Source organism: Flavobacterium aureirubrum (genome assembly GCF_038739835.1).
Lineage (GTDB): Bacteria > Bacteroidota > Bacteroidia > Flavobacteriales > Flavobacteriaceae > Flavobacterium > Flavobacterium aureirubrum.
The window spans coordinates 40,659-60,650 of record NZ_JBCGDO010000009.1 but is presented as its reverse complement, the minus strand read 5'-3'; the positions used below and the strand labels follow the sequence as shown (position 1 = coordinate 60,650).

General features: G+C 31.9%; 21 protein-coding genes. 12 read left to right on the top strand and 9 right to left on the bottom strand.

What is annotated here, in order from left to right; genetic code table 11:
* Window positions 1–33: 33 nt before the first annotated feature.
* A complete protein-coding gene (locus WFZ85_RS08450) occupies window positions 34–336 on the top strand; it encodes a DUF6787 family protein (protein WP_342695853.1) in 303 nt (100 codons plus the stop codon).
* A 59-nt stretch (window positions 337–395) separates the two neighbouring features.
* Here WFZ85_RS08450 and folE read toward each other — a convergent pair whose 3' ends face one another.
* Window positions 396–1,067 carry a GTP cyclohydrolase I FolE gene (gene folE, locus WFZ85_RS08445; protein ID WP_342695852.1) on the bottom strand — a complete coding sequence of 224 codons (672 nt, stop codon included), beginning with the start codon at window positions 1,065–1,067 and terminating at the stop codon, window positions 396–398.
* A 158-nt stretch (window positions 1,068–1,225) separates the two neighbouring features.
* On the opposite strand from folE, the gene WFZ85_RS08440 reads away from it, so the two are divergent.
* From WFZ85_RS08440 to WFZ85_RS08400, 9 genes are all read left to right on the top strand, one after another.
* Entirely contained in the window at window positions 1,226–1,885 is a 660-nt protein-coding gene (locus WFZ85_RS08440) for an ABC transporter ATP-binding protein (RefSeq protein WP_342695851.1), read from the top strand.
* Between the two features lie 4 nt (window positions 1,886–1,889).
* On the top strand, window positions 1,890–3,572 hold the full coding sequence (locus tag WFZ85_RS08435; protein WP_342695850.1) for an LIC_10190 family membrane protein: 1,683 nt from the start codon (window positions 1,890–1,892) through the stop codon (window positions 3,570–3,572).
* Entirely contained in the window at window positions 3,565–4,329 is a 765-nt protein-coding gene (locus WFZ85_RS08430; protein ID WP_342695849.1) for a TIGR02757 family protein, read from the top strand. The genes WFZ85_RS08435 and WFZ85_RS08430 overlap by 8 nt, the downstream gene beginning before the upstream one ends.
* 213 nt (window positions 4,330–4,542) lie before the next feature.
* Complete coding sequence (locus WFZ85_RS08425; protein ID WP_342695848.1) at window positions 4,543–5,808, top strand: BamA/TamA family outer membrane protein; 1,266 nt, start codon at window positions 4,543–4,545, stop codon at window positions 5,806–5,808.
* 114 nt (window positions 5,809–5,922) lie between these two features.
* Complete coding sequence (locus tag WFZ85_RS08420) at window positions 5,923–7,269, top strand: DEAD/DEAH box helicase (RefSeq protein ID WP_342695847.1); 1,347 nt, start codon at window positions 5,923–5,925, stop codon at window positions 7,267–7,269.
* 104 nt (window positions 7,270–7,373) lie between these two features.
* Entirely contained in the window at window positions 7,374–9,302 is a 1,929-nt protein-coding gene (locus WFZ85_RS08415; protein WP_342695846.1) for a BatA and WFA domain-containing protein, read from the top strand.
* Window positions 9,299–10,555 (top strand): dihydroorotase, encoded by a 1,257-nt coding sequence (locus tag WFZ85_RS08410; RefSeq protein WP_342695845.1) that lies wholly within the window; start codon window positions 9,299–9,301, stop codon window positions 10,553–10,555. Before WFZ85_RS08415 ends, WFZ85_RS08410 begins: the two co-directional genes overlap by 4 nt.
* Complete coding sequence (locus WFZ85_RS08405; protein WP_342695844.1) at window positions 10,548–10,874, top strand: hypothetical protein; 327 nt, start codon at window positions 10,548–10,550, stop codon at window positions 10,872–10,874. The genes WFZ85_RS08410 and WFZ85_RS08405 overlap by 8 nt, the downstream gene beginning before the upstream one ends.
* Window positions 10,874–11,518, top strand: coding sequence for an alpha/beta hydrolase (locus WFZ85_RS08400; protein ID WP_342695843.1), 645 nt, complete (start codon window positions 10,874–10,876; stop codon window positions 11,516–11,518). Before WFZ85_RS08405 ends, WFZ85_RS08400 begins: the two co-directional genes overlap by 1 nt.
* Window positions 11,519–11,555: 37 nt before the next feature.
* Here WFZ85_RS08400 and WFZ85_RS08395 read toward each other — a convergent pair whose 3' ends face one another.
* From WFZ85_RS08395 to WFZ85_RS08385, 3 genes are read right to left on the bottom strand one after another with little or no spacing between them, the layout of a single operon-like run.
* Window positions 11,556–12,041: a hypothetical protein gene (locus WFZ85_RS08395; protein ID WP_342695842.1), complete on the bottom strand. Its 486-nt coding sequence runs from the start codon at window positions 12,039–12,041 to the stop codon at window positions 11,556–11,558.
* An 11-nt stretch (window positions 12,042–12,052) separates the two neighbouring features.
* Window positions 12,053–12,544 (bottom strand): hypothetical protein, encoded by a 492-nt coding sequence (locus WFZ85_RS08390; protein ID WP_342695841.1) that lies wholly within the window; start codon window positions 12,542–12,544, stop codon window positions 12,053–12,055.
* Between the two features lie 4 nt (window positions 12,545–12,548).
* Window positions 12,549–13,316 (bottom strand): MBL fold metallo-hydrolase, encoded by a 768-nt coding sequence (locus WFZ85_RS08385; protein WP_342695840.1) that lies wholly within the window; start codon window positions 13,314–13,316, stop codon window positions 12,549–12,551.
* Window positions 13,317–13,451: 135 nt separating this feature from the next.
* Between WFZ85_RS08385 and WFZ85_RS08380 the strand changes: the two genes are divergently transcribed.
* Entirely contained in the window at window positions 13,452–14,909 is a 1,458-nt protein-coding gene (locus tag WFZ85_RS08380; protein ID WP_342695912.1) for a TonB-dependent receptor, read from the top strand.
* A gap of 49 nt (window positions 14,910–14,958) precedes the next feature.
* Here WFZ85_RS08380 and bcp read toward each other — a convergent pair whose 3' ends face one another.
* Window positions 14,959–15,411: a thioredoxin-dependent thiol peroxidase gene (gene bcp, locus WFZ85_RS08375; protein WP_342695839.1), complete on the bottom strand. Its 453-nt coding sequence runs from the start codon at window positions 15,409–15,411 to the stop codon at window positions 14,959–14,961.
* A 77-nt stretch (window positions 15,412–15,488) separates the two neighbouring features.
* On the opposite strand from bcp, the gene WFZ85_RS08370 reads away from it, so the two are divergent.
* The gene (locus WFZ85_RS08370) at window positions 15,489–16,148 is read left to right on the top strand and encodes an endonuclease III domain-containing protein (RefSeq protein ID WP_342695838.1); all 660 of its coding nucleotides are present in this window, start codon (window positions 15,489–15,491) and stop codon (window positions 16,146–16,148) included.
* 18 nt (window positions 16,149–16,166) lie between these two features.
* Here the strand turns inward: WFZ85_RS08370 and WFZ85_RS08365 are convergent, their stop codons facing one another.
* From WFZ85_RS08365 to WFZ85_RS08350, 4 genes are all read right to left on the bottom strand, one after another.
* A complete protein-coding gene (locus tag WFZ85_RS08365; protein WP_342695837.1) occupies window positions 16,167–16,310 on the bottom strand; it encodes a hypothetical protein in 144 nt (47 codons plus the stop codon).
* A 58-nt stretch (window positions 16,311–16,368) separates the two neighbouring features.
* The gene (locus WFZ85_RS08360) at window positions 16,369–16,956 is read right to left on the bottom strand and encodes an RNA polymerase sigma factor (protein WP_342695836.1); all 588 of its coding nucleotides are present in this window, start codon (window positions 16,954–16,956) and stop codon (window positions 16,369–16,371) included.
* Between the two features lie 396 nt (window positions 16,957–17,352).
* On the bottom strand, window positions 17,353–19,053 hold the full coding sequence (locus tag WFZ85_RS08355) for a family 16 glycosylhydrolase (protein WP_342695835.1): 1,701 nt from the start codon (window positions 19,051–19,053) through the stop codon (window positions 17,353–17,355).
* A gap of 12 nt (window positions 19,054–19,065) precedes the next feature.
* Window positions 19,066–19,986, bottom strand: a complete 921-nt coding sequence (locus tag WFZ85_RS08350; RefSeq protein WP_342695834.1) for a glycoside hydrolase family 17 protein — start codon at window positions 19,984–19,986, stop codon at window positions 19,066–19,068.
* Between the last annotated feature and the right edge of the window lie 6 nt (window positions 19,987–19,992).

Genomic DNA, 19,992 nt, shown 5'->3' with positions numbered 1-19,992 from the left:
AATATTATATTTGCGTCATTAAAATATAAATGTATGTCAAGTTTTAAAGAGCGTTGGAATATAAAATCAAATTGGCAAGTTTTTGTGATTATAATTGTATTTGCTATTACTGGTTCATCAGCTGCTTATCTTTCAAAACCTATTTTAGAAGTATTTGGCATTGTTAAAGGAAGTATTTCTAACTGGATTTATTATCCTTTATATATTATCCTTATTTTTCCCGTATACCAAGTTTTATTGGTTAGTTTCGGATTTTTATTTGGGCAGTTTACTTTTTTCTGGGCATTTGAAAAGAAAATGCTAAAAAGTATGGGATTAGGTTTTCTTTTCAAATAGAAAAAATCCCGAGTATTTAAAATACCCGAGATTTTCAACCTAAAACAACAATCCAGAAATTATTTTTCTTTATTGATAAGACTAAAAAAGTCGTTTCTATTTTCTTTCTCATTAAAAATTCCGCCATACTGAATGGTCGAAGTATAACTACTTTCATCCTGAATTCCGCGACTTGAAACACACAAGTGTTTTGCTTCCATAACTACAATTACATTATCAGTTTCCAATACAGTTTTTAATTCGTTAAAAATTTGCATAATCAAGCGTTCCTGAACTTGCGGACGACGAGAATAGTAATCTACAATTCTATTTAATTTAGATAGACCAATTACTTTTCCACTTGAAACATAACCTATGTGGGCTTTACCAATAATTGGTAAAAAATGATGCTCACAAGTCGAGTTAAAGCTGATATCGGCTTCAACCAACATTTTATCATAATTATAAGAATTGTCAAAAACAGAAATTTTTGGTTTATTATCAGGATGTAATCCCGAGAAAATTTCTTTGATAAACATTTTGGCTACACGATGAGGCGTTCCTTTTAAACTGTCGTCGGTCATGTCTAAACCCATTTCCTCCATAATGGCGTGAAAATGCTTTTCGATCGAAACCATCTTTTGCTCATCTGTTTTGATGAATGCGTCTGGTCGCATTGGTGTGTCTGCAGAAGTCATTTGATGATTGTCGCCTATCAGTTCAAATAATTCTTTTTCAATGGATGTGTTCATAAGAATTAATTTATTAGTTATTTTTTTGTTTAACAAAAGTAATTAATAATTAAACAAAACTTATTTATTAACATAATTTTATTACTTATTCAACTATAAAAAAATCTTATTTGAATAATTGAAAGAAATACTTTGTTACTTTGTGAAAAATATAATTCATGATTACGGCCAAAAATATTCACAAATACTACGACGCTTTACATGTTTTAAAAGGAGTTGATTTACACATAGAAAAAGGTGAAATTGTATCCATTGTTGGCGCTTCAGGCGCGGGAAAAACTACTTTATTACAAATATTGGGAACATTAGATAATCCTTCAAAAACAAATGAAAGTTTCCTCGAAATAAATGGTGAAAACATTTTAACAATGAAAGACAAAGGACTTTCAAAATTTAGAAACCTTCATTTAGGTTTTATTTTTCAGTTTCATCAATTACTGCCTGAATTTAGTGCCTTGGAAAATGTTTGTATTCCTGCTTACATTGCAGGAAGAGAAAGATTAGAAACCGAAAAAGAAGCAAAACGATTACTAGATTATCTAGGTTTATCAGAGAGGATAAACCACAAACCAAGTGAGCTTTCGGGTGGTGAACAACAGCGTGTGGCGGTTGCGCGCGCTTTGATAAACAAACCGGCAGTTATTTTTGCGGACGAACCATCGGGAAATTTAGATACTACTTCGGCACAAAATCTTCATGAATTATTTTTTAAATTAAGAGAAGAATTTGATCAAACTTTCGTAATCGTTACCCATAACGAAGAATTGGCCAATATGGCAGACAGGAAATTAATAATGAAAGATGGCTTAATAGTGTGAGATTATGATTGTCATCCTATTGAGCTGGTGCTATATTTTTTTTATCTCAATAACTTTTGGAGTAACCTTTTTAAAATTTATTCGCTTAGAAGCACATAATACTGCGATTACATCAATATCAGGATTATTTTGTGTGACTGTTTTGGCAAGTTTTTGGGCACTATTTGCGCCAATTTCCCTAAACTTTCAAATAACGCTGCTTCTTACCTCAATACTTTTACTACTGAAAAGTAAAGGCGATTTTCTATCGGTTCTTTACAGCATAAAGTATACTTTCAAGGCATTTCCGTTTGGATTAAAAGTGCTATTTTTCGTTAGTTCTTTATTAATTTTGGTACAGAGCGCAACACTGCCATTCATTATTGACAACGAAACCTATTATATTCAAACTATAAAATGGTTAAACGAATATGGTTTTGTTCCAGGTTTGGCAAATCTTCATTTATTTTTTGGACAAACTAGTGGTTGGCACATTACGCAAAGTGTTTTTAGTTTTTCGTTTCTTTTTGACAGCCTTAATGATTTAAATGGATTTTGTTTGTTACTAGGAAACTTCTGGGCTTTTTCAAAACTTCGCTCCTATTTTTCCACTAAAAATCAATTGGATTTGGTATTTGGATTGTTGCCAATAACGTATATTTTTTTGTTTCAATTTGTTAATTCTCCTTCACCGGATTTGCCTGTTTACCTGTTTGGATTGATACTTTTTAGTCTTTACCTCGATGAAGACAACTTTATTTTAATTACCGTTTTCGCTTTGTTTCTGGTTTATATAAAAATTACAGCTTTAATTTTTCTGCTTTTTCCAGGTATTATACTACTTAAAAATTATCGTATTTTAAAGAATAAATTGACGATTGCAGTTAGCTTATCGATAGTAGTTTTTACAGTTTTTATTATTAAAAATTCTATTTTAACTGGTTACCCACTTTTTCCAATGACTTTCATTTCTTTGCCAAATGTTAATTTTATTGTTCCAAAAGACGTTGTTGACTTTTTCTTCAGTCAATCTATGATGCATTCCTTTTACATGCCTTTTGGATCTTTTGAAAATTCATCTCTGTCAGATTTCGCAAAACATTATTTTTTATTAAACGGACTTGATAGTTTTATTGCTATTTCCACTTTACTTTTATTACTTTTTTCTCCAATAGTTATTTCAAAATACTTTTCGAAAACTTCAATTTGGGGTATCTATTTCGCCTTTATACTTTTATTAGCGCTTCTAATTCTTAGTTCGCCTCAATATCGGTTTTATGTCTATTTCACGCTATTTTTTGGTCTATTATGGTTTTCATTGGTAGTAAAAAGCGAGAATATGGTTTTGGTTTCATTTAGTTTTAATTTCATACTTATTGCCATTTTGGTTTTTGTCCCACTTTCGTTAAATAGTATAACCAATAATAAATCATTGGCTCATAATTCGACTTTTCATTTTAACAACATTCTCATTCCTGAACCAAATACGAAATCAAATCAAAAATATCAGTTGCTAAAAAAACAAAATCTCGAGTATTATTCACCTATTCAATACAATTTTTTCTGGATAACAGGAAACGGAAAACTGCCATGCGCAAACCAGGAACAAATACACTATTTTGAAACTAATTTTCAAATTATTCCTCAACTTCGCGGTAAAAATTTAGAAGATGGATTTTATGCCAAAAAAGTTAATACAAATGAATAGCAGTGAACTCAAAGATTTTTTGGATGAAAAAGTAAACTTGTACAATAATCCAAACTTTATTGAAAGTGATCCTATTCAAATTCCACATTTATTTACTGTAAAAGAAGATGTTGAAATTGCAGGTTTTCTTGCAGCCACAATCGCGTGGGGAAACCGAAAAATGATTATTAATAATGCTAAGCGAATGATGGACTTGATGGGAAATTCTCCCTACGATTTTGTAATAAATCATAAAGACTATCATTTAGATGATTTAACCCCATTTGTACATCGCACCTTTAATAGCGATGATTTTAAAACATTTGTAAAAGGGCTACAAAATATTTACATGAATCATGGCGGTTTAGAAACTATTTTTAACAATCATCAGGAAAAATTATCAATGCAACCTGCAATCACCGAATTTAAAAAAAAATTTTTTTGTATTGAACATCAACAACGTACCACTAAACATATTTCTGACCCAAATCAAGGTTCAGCAGCCAAAAGAATTAACATGTTTTTACGATGGATGGTAAGAAATGACACAAATGGTGTTGATTTTGGAATTTGGAAAAATATTTCGCCGGCAGCATTGTCATGTCCGTTAGATGTTCACTCTGGAAACGTTGCTCGTAAACTCGGTCTACTAACTAGAACACAAAATGATGGTAAAGCGCTATTTGAATTAGATAATTCATTGAGAACACTTAATTCAAATGATCCTGTAAAATATGATTTTGCGCTTTTTGGCTTAGGTGTTTTTGAGGGATTTTAGTTATTTTTAGTACTGTTTTACTTCAAAGATAAATAAAACTCGACTATGCTGTTTTTTAATAGTAAATTTGCATTTTATTAAAATAGCAATGAATGTAATGATCTTCATTCTGCTAACGAAAAATATACAGTTACAAAATGATTTTTCAAGTAGTACATTTTTTAAAAAAATAAAAAAGCTGCAAATAAAAATACAGCAAACCAATTAACGCCGATGAATTGTATCTCAAAATTAAATAAAACTATAACTCTTTTATTGTTCATTTTTCTGCTGCTGATTGCTGATTGCAACGCGCAAACTAATTCTGAAAAAGAAAAAACAACTTGCCCTGAAAGATCTTTACCCGAAATTTTTAAGCAAAAAGACTCTTTGCTGATAGTTAAACCAACAAAAAGTAATTTTTTTATCGTAATTCCAATTATTGGTTCGCAACCCGCAACAGGATTTATGTTTGGCGCAGTATCTCAATATACTTTTAAAGGAAAAAGTGCAATCGATAAATATTCTACACTAAATGTTGGCATAAATTACACTGAAAAAAAACAGCTGATTATCAATGTTAAGAACAACGTGATGCTAAGACATAATAAAATTACATTAAGCGGCGATTGGCGTTATTACAAATTCACTCAAGCTAATTTTGGTTTAGGAACCGACATCATTCCAGCGATTAGAGACGATGAAGATTTCAATTTTAATAACATAACTGAACCTATGGATTACAACTATCTCAAATTTCACCAAACTATGTCTTGGCGCATAAAAGGTGATTTTTATTTAGGAACAGGAATTCATATTGACCGATATTCCGATATTAAAGATACTAATCTCGACGTTGAAAACGGCATATTCACTGCACACTACAATTATAATAACGCCAATGGTTTTAGTAATTCTGAATATTATGTTAATGGATTAAGTTTGAATTTATTGTTTGACTCGCGCGACAATCAAATTAATACAAACAAAGGTTTATTTGGAAATGTCAATTTAAGATTAAATCCTGCTTTCAATACTAATCAAAAATCCAGTTCAGTGCTTTTTGCCGAACTTCGCTATTTTATTCCGTTAAGTAAAACCAATAAGCAGCATGTTTTGGGTTTTTGGACCTACGGACAATTTTTAACATCGGGAGTTGTTCCTTATCTTAATCTACCAGCAATTGGATGGGATCAGCGAAGCAGAGCTGGAAAAGGATATGTTCAAGGATTATTCAGAGGAAATGATTTATCCTATTTTGAAGTAGAATATCGTTTTCCAATTAGTTGCAATCAATTAATAAGTGGAACCGTTTTTTCAAATTTTACATCAGCATCTGACACAGAGAGAAATATAAAATTAATGCAGTACATTCAACCTGCAGCTGGAATTGGATTACGTATTTTAATTGATAAAGCTACTCGAACCAACTTAATTGCCAATTATTCCTGGGGAAGAAATTCAGAGGCATTCTATCTCAACGCCGGTGAATCGTTTTAATTATATGATTTAAAGTTTTATTTATTACTCATTTTCATCTGTTTAGCTGTCATCATTATAATTGCAACGCTAACATGCTAATTGATTACCTTTGCAAAAAAATAAAAAGCACTGATGAATACTTTCGAGCAATTTAATCTTCCAAAATCACTACAAAAAGCCATTGATAATCTTGGATTAACCACACCAACGCCTATTCAAGAAAAATCCTTTTCGGTGATTATGTCGGGTCGCGACATGATGGGGATTGCTCAAACTGGAACAGGAAAAACTTTTGCTTACCTTTTACCAATATTAAAACAATGGAAATTTGTAGCTACAGACACTCCACGAGTAATGATTTTAGTGCCAACTAGAGAGCTTGTGGTTCAAATAGCCGCCGAAGTCGAAAAATTAACCGAATTTATGTCGGTGCGAACCATTGGCGTCTATGGTGGCGTGAATATTAACACACAAAAAAAAGCCATCTATCAAGGCGTTGATATACTTGTAGGAACGCCAGGCAGAATAATGGACTTGGCACTAGATAACGTGATTCGATTTGACAGTTTGCAAAAGCTAGTCATTGATGAATTTGACGAAATTTTAAATTTAGGCTTTCGCTCTCAAGTCACCTATATTTTGACAATGCTTAAAAACAAACGACAAAATATTCTTTTTTCTGCTACTATGACTGATGATGTCGATGACATGCTTGAAGAGTATTTTGATTTTCCAGAAGAAGTGTCTTTGGCTCCAAGTGGAACTCCGTTAGAACAAATTCAACAATTTGGGTGTAAAGTTCCCAATTTCTTAACCAAAGTTAACCTAATCATTCAGCTATTAAAAGACTCAACTTTTGAGAGAGTATTGCTGTTTGTAAATAACAAAAAAACTGCCGATTTACTTTCAGAAAAAATAGAAGAAATATTTCCCGATGAATTTGGAACGATACATTCTAATAAATCACAAAATTATCGTTTACAAACCATGGCTTCGTTCAGAGCGGGAGACATTCGCGGTATTGTTACCACAGATGTAATGGCCAGAGGTTTAGACATTTCTGATGTCTCACATGTTATCAATGTAGAATTTCCTGAAATTCCAGAGCAATACATTCACAGAATTGGAAGAACAGGTAGAGCTGATAAATCAGGAATTGCCATCAGTTTAATTAGTCCTCGCGAGGAAGATATCATGATTGAAGCGGAAGTACTAATGGAGAAAGAGATTAAGTTTTTTGATTTTCCTACTGATGTTGAAGTTTCAGTTCGCTTACTCGAATTTGAAAAAGACAAAAAGAAACAAATGAAATTCTTGCTAAAAAAACCAAAGCTCGAAGGCGGTGCTTCTTTTCATGAAAAAATAGAAAAAAATAAAAAAGTCAATCTTGGCGGACCATCAAAAACAAAGAAAAAGACTGGAACGTCAGTTAACAGAAATATTTTAAAAACGAGAGCTGCCAAAAGGAAGAAGAAATAACACAACAATAGCGTTTGGAACAATGAATTTTACATCTGCAAAAATTATACAAACCTTGACTTTAAACTAAAAACTATATTTATCTTTGTTCAACAAATTTAGAAATGCAATTTAAACATCCTGAAATCCTTTATTTTCTCTTCTTATTGGTTATTCCAATTCTGGTGCATTTGTTTCAATTACGTCGTTTTAAAAAAGAATACTTTACCAACGTTCAATTTCTCAAAGAATTATCCATTCAAACTAGGAAAAGTTCCACCATCAAAAAATGGCTCTTGCTTTTTACTCGTTTGTTACTGCTGTTTTTTTTGATACTTGCCTTTGCTCAACCTTTTTTTACAGCAAAAGAAAGTAAGAAAGCTACCAATGAAATGTATATTATTCTGGATAATTCATACAGCATGCAAGCAAAAGGTAAAAAAGGCGAATTACTCAAACGTGCCGTGCAAGATTTATTGGAACAAACACCCGAAAACCAAAATTTTTCGCTCATAACCAATTCTGAAACCTACTGGAATACAGATATAAAAAGCAGCAGAAAAGAATTACAAGAATTAAAATACAGTGGCAATGCTTTTCAATTAGATAATATTATTGCAAAAGTAAATGCCCGAAAATCAGCCAATAATAAAGATATTATTATCATTACCGATGCAGTCGGATTAAAAAATAATCAAACTAAAAGTTTTAGGAAAGAAGACAACGTATATTTTGTAATTCCAAAAGCCGAACAAAAAAACAACATTGCAATTGATAGTGTTTATCTTGAACAAACTCTTGATAATTTTTATGAAATCGCAGTCAAACTCACTGCAAATGGCGATGATTTTGAGGATGTTTCCATTGCATTGTACAATAATGATAAATTAACAGCCAAGACTTTATTGAAAAGTATTTCCAAATCAAAAACAGTGAATTTTACCATTCCAAAAGAAAATTTTAATGGCTATGTTACTATCACTGACAAAGGTTTAGTATATGATAATACCTATTACTTTACTATTTCTAAACCAAGTAAAACGAATATCATAAGCATAGGCGATGCCGATAAAAGTAAGTTTCTATCGCGGATTTATACTAATGATGAGTTTGAATATGCTAATTTTACATTACAAACGTTAGATTACAACTTGATAGAAAAACAAGATGCCATAATTTTAAATGAAATTTCAGATGTGCCACAGGCGTTACAAACCACACTTAAGTCTTTTGTAAATAAAGGTGGAAATCTAGTAATCATACCTTCGCAGGAAGCTAAAACTGTCAACTTGAATAATTTGTTGAATAATTTTGGTTCGATACAAATAAAAGGGGAAACAAATACGGAGAAAAAAGTAACTAAAATTAATTTTAGTCATCCTATTTTTAACACGGTATTTGAGAAGAAAGTAGATAATTTTCAGTATCCAACAACCAAAAATTCGTTGGAATTAAACAGTACGACACCTTCAATTTTGAGCTATGACGACCAAAGCGCATTTTTGACTTCTATTGCCAATCCTTTGTCATCAGTATATGTTTTTGCTGCAGCTTTAAATAAAAGCAACTGTAATTTTCAAAATTCGCCATTGGTTGTTCCTGTTTTTTATAATATGGCTCAGAACAGTCTAAAAACAGGTGTTGTTTCAATGACAATTAGTGAAAGTAATTATTTTGTAGTTGATGCTTCACTATCTAAAGATGAAATACTTACCGTAAAAAATAGTACTGAAAGTTTTATTCCAGTGCAACAATTATTAAACAAGAAAGTAAAATTAAGTTTTAATAACAACCCAAACGAAGCAGGAAATTTTGGTATCTTTAATAAAACTTTTTTATTGAAAAATATTAGTTTTAATTTTGCTCGAAGCGAGAGTGATATAACAGAACCCAACACCGATTTTATTTCAAATTTTAAAGAGATTAGTGATATAGAAACCGTTTTTAACACTATTCAATCAGACAGAACCGATACACAAATTTGGAAATGGTTTGTAATTGTTGCTCTTTTCTTTTTAGCGTTAGAATTATTCATTCAAAAATTTGTTAAATGAATTTAATCATCAGGAAAGTCACTATCGTAGACCCATCAAGTCCTTTTCATCATCAAACTACTGATTTGAAAATTACAGATGGCATAATAGAAAAAATTGGCAATTTAATTCCAAGTGAATTGACCCACGAAGAATTTAAGCGCGATGGTTTGCACCTTTCAAGAGGTTGGTTTGATACGAGTGTTTGTCTTGGTGAACCCGGTTTTGAAGATAGAGAAACCATCAACCACGGATTGGAAGTTGCAGCTAAAAGCGGTTTTACAGGTATTGCACTTCAACCGAACTCCTATCCTATTATTGATAATCAATCGCAGGTCCATTTTGTGAAACAAAAAGCCGCAAATGCAGCTACTGATTTATTTCCAATTGGAGCATTGACAAAAGGAAGTGAAGGAAAAGACTTGGCCGAACTTTTTGATATGAAAAATGCGGGAGCGATTGCCTTTGGTGATTATGGTAAAAGTATGTCAAATGCCAATTTATTGAAGATTGCTTTACAATATGTACAAGATTTTGATGGACTAGTTTTTGCATTTAGCCAAGATGAAAATATCAAAGGAAATGGCGTTGCCAATGAAGGCATAGTTTCAACACGATTAGGACTAAAAGGTATTCCGAACTTAGCTGAAGAACTTATTGTTGCACGCAATTTATTTTTATTAGAATACGCAGGTGGCAAAATGCATATCCCAACAATATCAACTTCAAAATCGGTAGAATTAGTTAAAGAGGCCAAAAAGAAAGGATTGCAAGTTACCTGTAGCGTTGCCGTTCACCATTTGGTTTTGACGGATGAAAAGCTCGGTGGTTTTGATACGCGATTTAAAGTTTCGCCACCACTGCGAACCGAAGAGGACAGAAAAGCATTATTAGAAGGCGTTCTTGACAACACGATTGATTGTATCACTAGTGATCACAACCCAATTGATATTGAAAATAAAAAAATGGAATTTGATTTAGCCAAAAACGGCACGATTGGTTTAGAAAGTGCTTTTTCGGCATTGATGACTGTTTTGCCTTTAGAAGTAATAATAGATAAATTAACTTTCGGTAAGACTATATTAAATATTGATAATCATTGTATTGAAGAAAAAAAAATAGCTTCTTTATCTATATTTACTATAGGCGATAATTGGGAATTTACCAAAAAAAAGATTTTATCAAAATCAAAAAACTCTGCTTTTTTAGGACAAGAAATGAAAGGGAAAGTAATAGGAATATACAATAATGGAAAATTGATTACCAATGGATAAAAAAACGATAGACGAAGGAAGATCAATAGCAATAACTAGTTATATTTTAATAATTGGCGTGTTGATAGCACTTTCAATGAATTCAGATGCAAAGAATAAGTTTGCATCATTCCATATAAGACAAGGTCTAGGACTAACTGTAACGTTTATAATATTAGGAGTCTCCATAAGTTTTTTTGAAAACATATACATCGCTGCGTCAATGTGGATTTTTATTTCGGTATTATCTATGTATGGGATTTTTTGTGCCGCACTAGGAAAAGTGACAAAAATTCCGCTATTAGGATCTTTTTATCAAAACGTATTTAAAAGTTTATAATGAATTTATCTCTGCACTACTTAATCACCGAACCTAAGATAAAAAAAGAAAAAAATCCTTTACTCCTGTTGCTTCACGGCTATGGTAGTAATGAAGAAGACTTATTTTCTTTCGCAAAAGAACTTCCAGAGGATTGCTACATAGTTTCGGCGAGAGCGCCATTTAATTTAATGTACGGAAGTTATGCTTGGTATGCTATTAATTTTGATGCCGATGAAAATAAATTTTCCGACATTGGTCAAGCTAGAGCTTCGAGAGATATTATTTCTAATTTTATAGATGAATTGATTACATCATATCCTATCGACCCTGCGAATGTAACTTTAATTGGTTTTAGTCAAGGTGCTATTTTGAGTTACGCAGTGGCTTTGTCCTATCCCGAAAAAGTACAGCGAGTTGTTGCGATGAGTGGTTATTTGAATAACGAAATAGCGGTCGATGATTTCAAAGAAAATGACTTAAGTAAGCTAAAAATATTTGCGTCTCATGGAACTGTTGATCAAGTAATTCCTGTAGAATGGGCAAGAAAATCGATGCCTGCTTTGGAAAATCTTGGCATTGCAGTAACCTATAAAGAATATCCTATTGGACATGGCGTATCGCCGCAGAATTTTTATGATTTTAGCAATTGGTTAACTCAATAATATTCAAATTCTATTCACATTAAAAAACAATCAGAAACTATTCTTCTGTATCGCTACCCAAAACTTTTTTACCCATTTCGGCATCGCCGGAGAATTTGTTTTCCGTTCCTTTTTTAAGAACATATCCATTTCCAGAAACTAATTGCCAATCTTTATATATCCATGGTTTGCCCTCAGCACTTCTCGTCAACACTATCGAGGTTGTGTCATTAGGCAAGAAAACTTCGGCTTTGCTAGCGTCTTCATTAAATAAAACATAAGCACTTAAAGTTTCGTCTTCATTATTGGTATTGTCAATCGGGTTTAACTGAATTCCGGAAAAACCTTTTACACATTCTTTATTTACTTTTGACCACACATAACCTGCTGATGCCAAACAACCATGTTCGTCTGTATCACCAATGATAGTAGAGTCTTTTACAGTTTTATTTATCACAGTTTGTGCTTCATCCTCACTTTGATCTGTTAATTTACAAGAACAGATAAGAAAAGTGACAATTATAAATGTTGTTATTTTTTTCATACCGAAAATTTTTAATTTAAATCTAAAGTATACAAGTAGGAGTCTATAGTCTCAAATGAAATAGTTCCGTCTTCATTAACAAAATACTTTATTAAAACTTCTCCCCAAAGACTACCATTACTGTAGTCTGCAATAATCCATCGATGATTTAAAATTTTTATTCTATTAATGATAAACTTTTGTTCTCCCATTTTGGGCTGATCGACATATTTATTTCCTGCCGCATCATCATTAAAAGCCAAAAGGGATTGCTTCACTTTATCTTCAAAAGCAGGCAAATTATTTTGACTGAGATAATTCTGTGCTCTATCATTGTTTTCTAAAGAAAAATAATCAGAGTCGTCTAGTTTAGTTTTCAACATTGCGATACTATCATTTACTTTTTTAACTGATTTCGACATCGTGTTTAGTTCGCTCTCTGTTTTTGTTGTAAAATATTTATAAGTAAAAATATTCATTAGTACAGCGATGATAAAAAGGTAAAGAAATAATGATTTTTTCATAGTATTAAATTGTGATTTTTAAATTATCGTAGGCCAAAAATACGTTTGATGGCAGCCGTTTTTGCACTTCTTCGTGAAAACCCAGTAAGTGACTAATATGAGTTAAATAGGCAATTTCAGGTTTTACCAAATGTATAAAATCTAAAGCATCTTGCAAACTAAAATGAGAATGATGTTGCTCTTCTCGTAATGCATTTACAACCAATACCTTCACACCTTTCAATTTGTCAATTTCTAAATCGTCAATGGTTTTTACATCGGTCAAATAAGCAAAATCTTCAATACGATAGCCAAAAACGGGAAGATTTCCATGGTTAACATTTATGGGAGTAATATTTTTATTTCCAATGGTAAAATCAACATTGTTTACTACCTCAAAAATTTCAACACCTGGTGCGCCTGGATATTTGTTTTCGATTTCAAAAATGTAATCAAATCTTTTTCGGAGATTTTCTAAAACGCGTTTGTGTGCATAAATTGGTATGTCTTTTCCTTGCTTGAAATAAAATGGCCGAATATCATCTAAGCCTGCGGTGTGATCGGCATGTTCATGGGTAAATAACAAAGCGTCCATTGTGATACAACCAGAAGTCAACATTTGTTGTCTAAAATCGGGTCCGCAATCAATAATCAAAGAGAAATCATTCCACGTTACCCATATAGAAACCCTTAAACGTTTATCTCTACTATCCTTGCTTTTACAAACCGAATGTTCACTCCCAATAACGGGAATACCTTGAGAAGTTCCTGTGCCAAGAAAATATACTTGCATTTTAGCATGGTTTTTTAATAACCAACGACAAAGTTGAATTTATAGAATGATATAATGCAAAAATAGCGTTAATTATCTTTTAATAAAATAGCTATTTCACTAACTTTGCAATGAATAATTACTATTATGAATACAATCGTAACTAACATTAAGCTCAAAGGAGATAAAGCCATTGAGCAAATTCCTGCTATAAAAGACAAAGCATTACGTATTAACATGAATGATAACATTTATGGCACGTTTGCAGAAATTGGTGCTGGTCAAGAAACTGTAAGACATTTCTTTAGAGCTGGAGGTTCATCGGGAACAATTGCAAAAGCGATGTCAGCTTATGATAAAGACTTTAGTGATTCCATCTATGGTATAGAAAATGATGGACGATATGTAACTGAAAGTAGATTAAAAAAAATGCTCACTCATGAGGTCAAACTTATTGAAGAGCGTTTAAATAGAGATAAGCATCCGAACAAAATGTTTTTTAGTTATGCAAATACGGTGGCTACAATTGATTTTGCAAAACAATTCAAAGGTCATGGTTGGGTTGGAATAAAATACCAAGTTGAACCCGATGAAGATTATAACGAGATTATACTTCACATACGATTTAAAGAAACTGATGCTCGACTGCAGCAAGAAACACTTGGTATTCTTGGTGTAAATTTAATTTATGGTGCATTTTACAAATACAATGACCCAAAAAAATTACTTCGCTATCTCTACGATCATTTAGATAAAGATCAACTAGAAATCGACACCATCAACTTTTCTGGTCCGAGATTTAAAAATGTAGATAATCGATTAATGAGTTTACAATTGGTAAAAAACGGCATGACAGATGCCGTAATGTTTGGTCCTGACGGCAAAAATATTTTACCAGCTTCTATACTTTACAAAAAAAATATTTTAGCACTCAGAGGAAGTTTTCGACCTGTTACGCAAGTAAATATTGACATGTATGAGAAATCACTAAAAATGTTCCTTGAAGAAAGTAAGGTTGAAAAAGACAACACTTTGGTGATTTTTGAAATCACTCTTTCTAATTTGCGCTCTGAAGGCGAAATTGATGAAAGAGATTTTATGGACAGAGCGGAATTACTCTGCAATCTTGGACAAACGGTGATGATTTCAAATTTCCAAGAATATTATAAAGTAGTAGAATATTTTTCAAATTATACTAAGGCACGAATGGGATTGGCAATGGGAGTAAATAATCTTGTAGATATTTTTGATGAAAAATACTATCGTCATTTGAGTGGAGGTATTTTAGAAGCTTTTGGAAAATTGTTTTACCGAGATTTAAAAGTTTTCTTATATCCAATGGAAGACGAAAACGGAGAAATCATTAATTCTCAAAACTTAAAAGTGCATCCGAGAATGAAAGAGCTTTACAAATTTTTTGCCTATAATGGTAAAGTTGTAGACATAACCGATTTTGATAAATCACATCTAAAAATATTCTCTCGTGAAGTGCTAAAAATGATTAGCAACGGAAATCCTGGATGGGAAAAACTATTGCCTGCTGGAATTTCAGATATAATCAAAGAACACAAATTATTTGGTTACGATCCTAATAAAGTGTTGCAAGATATTTAAAACAAAAAGCCAAGAATATTCTTCTTGGCTTTTTAATTGTAACTATTATTTAATTCAATATTTGCGCGGCATGTGCTTTTGTTTTCACATCTGCAATTACTTCGTCAATAATTCCTTCCTCGTTTATAATAAAAGTTGTTCTGTGAATTCCGTCATATTCCTTACCCATGAATTTTTTTGGTCCCCAAACGCCAAATGCCTCAATTACCGACTTGTCCTCATCGGCTAACAATGGAAATGGAAAGTCATATTTATTTTTAAAGTTAGATTGTGCTTTAGAGTGATCAGCACTAACGCCCAATAGCGCATAATTATTTTCATTAAAACGCTCAAAATTGTCACGCAAATCACAAGCTTCGGCAGTACACCCTGGTGTATTAGCTTTTGGATAAAAGAAAACAACCAGCTTTTTGCCTTTATAATCCGTAAGCGAATGAATGTTTCCGTCTTGGTCTTTTTGAGAAAAATTTGGCGCTTTATCCCCTTTTTTTAGTGTTGTCATTATATTTATTGTTTTAAAAAGATTATCGTATAACTTTGTTTGAAATTTGATTTTATTAAATTTAAAATTACTAATAAATGACCAAAAAAGAACGCGCAACATTTGTTATAAATACGTTAAAAGAATTATATCCAGAAATTCCGATTCCACTCGATCATAAAGACCCATACACTTTATTAATTGCTGTTTTGTTATCAGCGCAATGTACTGATGTAAGAGTAAATCAAATTACACCGTTGCTGTTTGCTCGCGCAGATAATCCCTATGATATGGTAAAGCTAACCGTGGAAGAAATTAAAGAAATAATTCGTCCGTGTGGATTATCTCCAATGAAATCTAAAGGAATTTATGGTTTATCAAAAATTTTGATTGAGGAGTATGATGGTCAAGTTCCACAATCATTTGAAGCATTGGAAAAATTACCTGCAGTAGGTCATAAAACGGCAAGTGTAGTAATGTCGCAAGCATTTGGATTTCCTGCATTTCCCGTTGATACTCATATACACAGGTTAATGTATCGATGGAATCTTACTAGTGGGAAAAATGTAATACAAACAGAAAAAGATGCTAAAACAATTTTTCCAAAAGATACCTGGAATGATTTACATCTTCAAATCATTTGGTACGGACGAGAATATTCTCCGGCTCGTGGCTGGGATTTAGAAAAGGATATAATCACAAAAACAATTGGAAGAAAATCGGTTTTGAAAGAATACTATAAAAAAACAGTCCGATAAAAATTACCGGACTGTTTCTTAATTAGCTAACGTTTCGAAGCTCATGTTACCAATTTTGATGATATTCAATGCACAAGAATACTGAAGAATTAAACGGATTGTTTCTTTTTTAGGTAACATTGTTTTTTTTGCTAATTTTCTTTTAGAGTAAATTTTTGCCATATAAATAACCTGTTTATTTGTTGTTTATATAGTAACGTATAAAAAACTACTTTATTGTTTATGAAGGCAAATAAATATTATTTTTTTCTATCAATTTTCGCAAATTAGTCATTGCATATCTCATTCTTCCTAATGTAGTATTTACACTTACCCCTGTTAAATCGGCAATTTCTTTAAAACTCATTTCAAGAAAATAACGCATCATAACAACTTCTTTTTGATCGTGAGGTAATTTTTCGATAAGGACTTTTAAGTCAATATTTACTTGTTCTTTAATTAAAATGTTTTCTATATTTCGTGAAGAATCTGTTATTTTAGAGAAAACTGAAAAATCATCAGTATCTCGATTTAAAGGCATCTTTTTATCGCTCCTAAATTTATCGATGATTAGATTACTAGCAATACGTAAAACCCAAGATAAAAATTTACCCTCTTCGTTGTAGTATTTTTTTTGTTTTAAGGTGTAGATTACTTTATAAAAAGTGTCCTGAAAAATGTCTTCTGTTACATCTCTATCCAAAACTTTTGAATAAATATAACCATATATTTTTGATTGATGTCTTTTTACCAATATAGCCAAGCAATTCTCATCACCTGAAATATACTTATCAACTAATATAGCATCTGGAAGTTGTAATTTTGCCATAATATTACCTTTTAGTAGGATTTTAAAATATAATTTTTATCTAAAAAGTAATTATTTTCTATAGGCAAAACAGGTTTAAGAATTATTTATAAATCAAATTTAACAAAATTTTAATTAAAAAAACAAATTAAAAGTAAAAAAAATGAATCTCACCATAAATAGATGTTGAAAATTCGAAAAATGTTAGTAAAAAAAATTAAAAAATAAATTAAAAATCTCGCTCAACATTTGTAATAATGTTGATTAAAATACATCAAACAAAGTTTAACAGGTAAGTTAAAAATCAAATAGAATTACTAAATTAATTCCTTTTACAATAAAGAAGAAAACACAAAAAAATACTAGTTATATTTTATACTAGAAATGCTATTTTATAAAGAAGAAAAAATCTGAACGCTACTTTTTTACAACTTTTAAGTTTTGACTACCAAGAGAGTTTTCTACTCTTAAGAAATACACACCTGGTTTGAAATCGCCCATACTCAAGGTATGTTCAGATTGAACAGTTGTTGACAAATGTATTTTGCCGATAACATCTACTAAAGTAATTTTATTTTGCGAGTCATGTAATTGTAAATACAAGATGTCGTCAACCGGATTTGGATAACATATTTGCGTGAAATTTGTAGGTTCAATTGTTCCTAATGTACAATTTGAACCAACAACGTAAGAAACAAAACGAGTGACTGCTAAACCACCAGCAAAAGCAAATTTTACAGCATAAGTTATTGTAGAACCTATAGTTTGTCCTGTAATAGTTTGAGTAAATGTCTGTCCTGACACATTAGTCATTTGTGTTTCAGAAAAGGGATTTTGTCTTCTTAAAAAAGCTACTAAACCAACTTTTGGATCTAATAAGGTAAATGTTACTTTTACATCAGTTCCAATAGTTTCAAAGGTGTAGTTGTAACCAAGATTAAATGTTCCCTCGATAGCTTGTGTGTCAAATCCACCACATTGTGGATTTACAGTAGTGGTTGCATTTAGTACAATAGGACTATTACTAACCACATTTCCAGCTAAATCGGTGGCGGTTATTGTGAAAGTGTAATTGGTGTTTGGAATTAAGCTTGGAATTACAACAGCATTTTGTAAACCAGACGGATAAAATGAGTTAACTGGAGTTCCACCAGGATAGGTAATAGTATAAGAAACAGTTCCTGAATTATCGACGGCATTCATTAACAATTGAACCGAAGTTCCCGTTACAGTTCCTATAGATGCTGTAAAATTTGTTGGCGCAATTGTATCAACTGCGGTATTTTGATATACTCTTATATAATCTATAACCATACTCGCTTGTGTAAAATTTGCTGGAATTGTACCTGCAAAACCACCCATAGCAATATTAAACAGAAAGTATTGATCTGCATCAAAAGGCCAAGTGCTTGCATTTTTTACAGCAGGATTATACGTATAAAAAGCCACTCCGTCTAATAAAAATGTAATTTGATTAGGTGACCAATTCATCGAATAAATATGATAGTTCTGATTGATGTCATTCAATTGTATGCCTCCTTTATTGATAGTATTCCCAAAAGAGGAAGGAGTATGAATAGCCGCACCAATATAATTTATAGGTTGATTCGGGAAAATACCATGTTCCATAATATCAAGTTCACCACATGCAGGCCAACTAGTTGTTCCAAAATTTTGATCAAAAAAACCGCCGTCTTCATTGATATTTTTCCCTAAAAGCCATAATGCAGGCCATGTTCCTTGTGCGTTAGGTACTTTTGCTCTAATATCTACTCGACCATAGGTAAATGCAAATTTTGAATTTAATCTTGCTGATGTATATTGTTTTGTTACATTTTGATCAGTAAATGTCTCTTTTCTTGCTACGATATTTAAATTACCATTTGCTACAAATGAATTCGCCAATCGATTAGTATAATGCTGGACTTCGTTATTAAACCAACTGCCACCAGCAGGAATTTGTGTTTGATGGAACCATTTATTGGCATCTAATGGACCATCAATATTAAACTCATCCGACCAAACTAAGTCATTATAAACAACATCAACTTGTGAAAAAACAGATTGACACACGAAAAGAAAAGCTACAAGAGCTTTAAAATATTTTTTTTTAATCATTAGATTAATCTTTTAAAATTTTAATTTTTCATTTTTATCCCATAAACCCCAATAAGCACCAACTTCGCCTTCAGGACCAACTTTCCACGACTCATCAAAAGAGGAAAAGTAAAATACTTCTACATCATATTTATTGCACCAACTAATACACTCAATAAAATAGCGCATGGCATTTTCGTTATTTGCTATAGCTCCTTTTAAAAAACCTCCTTCGCTTGGCCAACCGGTTTCGGTAATAATAACACGCTTCCCTTTTCCGGCATCTTTAGCAGAATTGAACATACTAACCATGTGGTGAAAGCTATATTCTATTGGGCAACCTTCCCAGTAGGGATAACAATTAGTCAGAATTACATCGCATACATCTGTAATATTCGGACGATGAGAAAACTCATAATAGGCATCAACGTAGCCAACCGGAATGTTTGGTAAAGCTACTTTAACGCGATTAATGTATGCTATTAATTGTTCTTCCGTCAAGTCTTTACGATACATTACTTCATTACCAACGGCTGCAATATCAACACAACCTTCATTTGCTAATTGTATTAATGCTTCGATTTCTTTTTCATTTTTTTCTAAATCATCACCAAGCCAAGCACCAACAAGTGTCTTCATTCCATTTTCGTGAGCAATTCGAGGAATAAATTCGTTTCCTTCAATACATGAAAAAGAGCGAACCCATTTGGTATATGGCTTTAAAATTTGAATTCGACGATTAACTTGTTCTGAAGTAATAATATCGCCAGGCTTTTGTCCGTCTTCATACATACTGAAACAAATACCATGCATTCCGTTTTCTAGCGTTTCTCTCCAGGTATTTTTAATGTTTGGCAAAGATAAATCCGCAAAATCAAAAGTTTGATATTCGCTTTTATTACCATTATCTCGATTATTTTCTAATGAAAAATAGTGACCTTCTCTAAATGACATAATATA

Excerpts from the sequence above, each read along its gene's own strand:
- WFZ85_RS08450 (WP_342695853.1), top strand. The coding sequence starts at position 34 with ATGTCAAGTTTTAAAGAGCGTTGGAATATAAAATCAAATTGGCAAGTT.
- folE (WP_342695852.1), bottom strand. The coding sequence starts at position 1,067 with ATGAACACATCCATTGAAAAAGAATTATTTGAACTGATAGGCGACAAT.
- WFZ85_RS08440 (WP_342695851.1), top strand. The coding sequence starts at position 1,226 with ATGATTACGGCCAAAAATATTCACAAATACTACGACGCTTTACATGTT.
- WFZ85_RS08435 (WP_342695850.1), top strand. The coding sequence starts at position 1,890 with ATGATTGTCATCCTATTGAGCTGGTGCTATATTTTTTTTATCTCAATA.
- WFZ85_RS08430 (WP_342695849.1), top strand. The coding sequence starts at position 3,565 with ATGAATAGCAGTGAACTCAAAGATTTTTTGGATGAAAAAGTAAACTTG.
- WFZ85_RS08425 (WP_342695848.1), top strand. The coding sequence starts at position 4,543 with ATGAATTGTATCTCAAAATTAAATAAAACTATAACTCTTTTATTGTTC.
- WFZ85_RS08420 (WP_342695847.1), top strand. The coding sequence starts at position 5,923 with ATGAATACTTTCGAGCAATTTAATCTTCCAAAATCACTACAAAAAGCC.
- WFZ85_RS08415 (WP_342695846.1), top strand. The coding sequence starts at position 7,374 with ATGCAATTTAAACATCCTGAAATCCTTTATTTTCTCTTCTTATTGGTT.
- WFZ85_RS08410 (WP_342695845.1), top strand. The coding sequence starts at position 9,299 with ATGAATTTAATCATCAGGAAAGTCACTATCGTAGACCCATCAAGTCCT.
- WFZ85_RS08405 (WP_342695844.1), top strand. The coding sequence starts at position 10,548 with ATGGATAAAAAAACGATAGACGAAGGAAGATCAATAGCAATAACTAGT.
- WFZ85_RS08400 (WP_342695843.1), top strand. The coding sequence starts at position 10,874 with ATGAATTTATCTCTGCACTACTTAATCACCGAACCTAAGATAAAAAAA.
- WFZ85_RS08395 (WP_342695842.1), bottom strand. The coding sequence starts at position 12,041 with ATGAAAAAAATAACAACATTTATAATTGTCACTTTTCTTATCTGTTCT.
- WFZ85_RS08390 (WP_342695841.1), bottom strand. The coding sequence starts at position 12,544 with ATGAAAAAATCATTATTTCTTTACCTTTTTATCATCGCTGTACTAATG.
- WFZ85_RS08385 (WP_342695840.1), bottom strand. The coding sequence starts at position 13,316 with ATGCAAGTATATTTTCTTGGCACAGGAACTTCTCAAGGTATTCCCGTT.
- bcp (WP_342695839.1), bottom strand. The coding sequence starts at position 15,411 with ATGACAACACTAAAAAAAGGGGATAAAGCGCCAAATTTTTCTCAAAAA.
- WFZ85_RS08370 (WP_342695838.1), top strand. The coding sequence starts at position 15,489 with ATGACCAAAAAAGAACGCGCAACATTTGTTATAAATACGTTAAAAGAA.
- WFZ85_RS08365 (WP_342695837.1), bottom strand. The coding sequence starts at position 16,310 with ATGGCAAAAATTTACTCTAAAAGAAAATTAGCAAAAAAAACAATGTTA.
- WFZ85_RS08360 (WP_342695836.1), bottom strand. The coding sequence starts at position 16,956 with ATGGCAAAATTACAACTTCCAGATGCTATATTAGTTGATAAGTATATT.
- WFZ85_RS08355 (WP_342695835.1), bottom strand. The coding sequence starts at position 19,053 with ATGATTAAAAAAAAATATTTTAAAGCTCTTGTAGCTTTTCTTTTCGTG.
- WFZ85_RS08350 (WP_342695834.1), bottom strand. The coding sequence starts at position 19,986 with ATGTCATTTAGAGAAGGTCACTATTTTTCATTAGAAAATAATCGAGAT.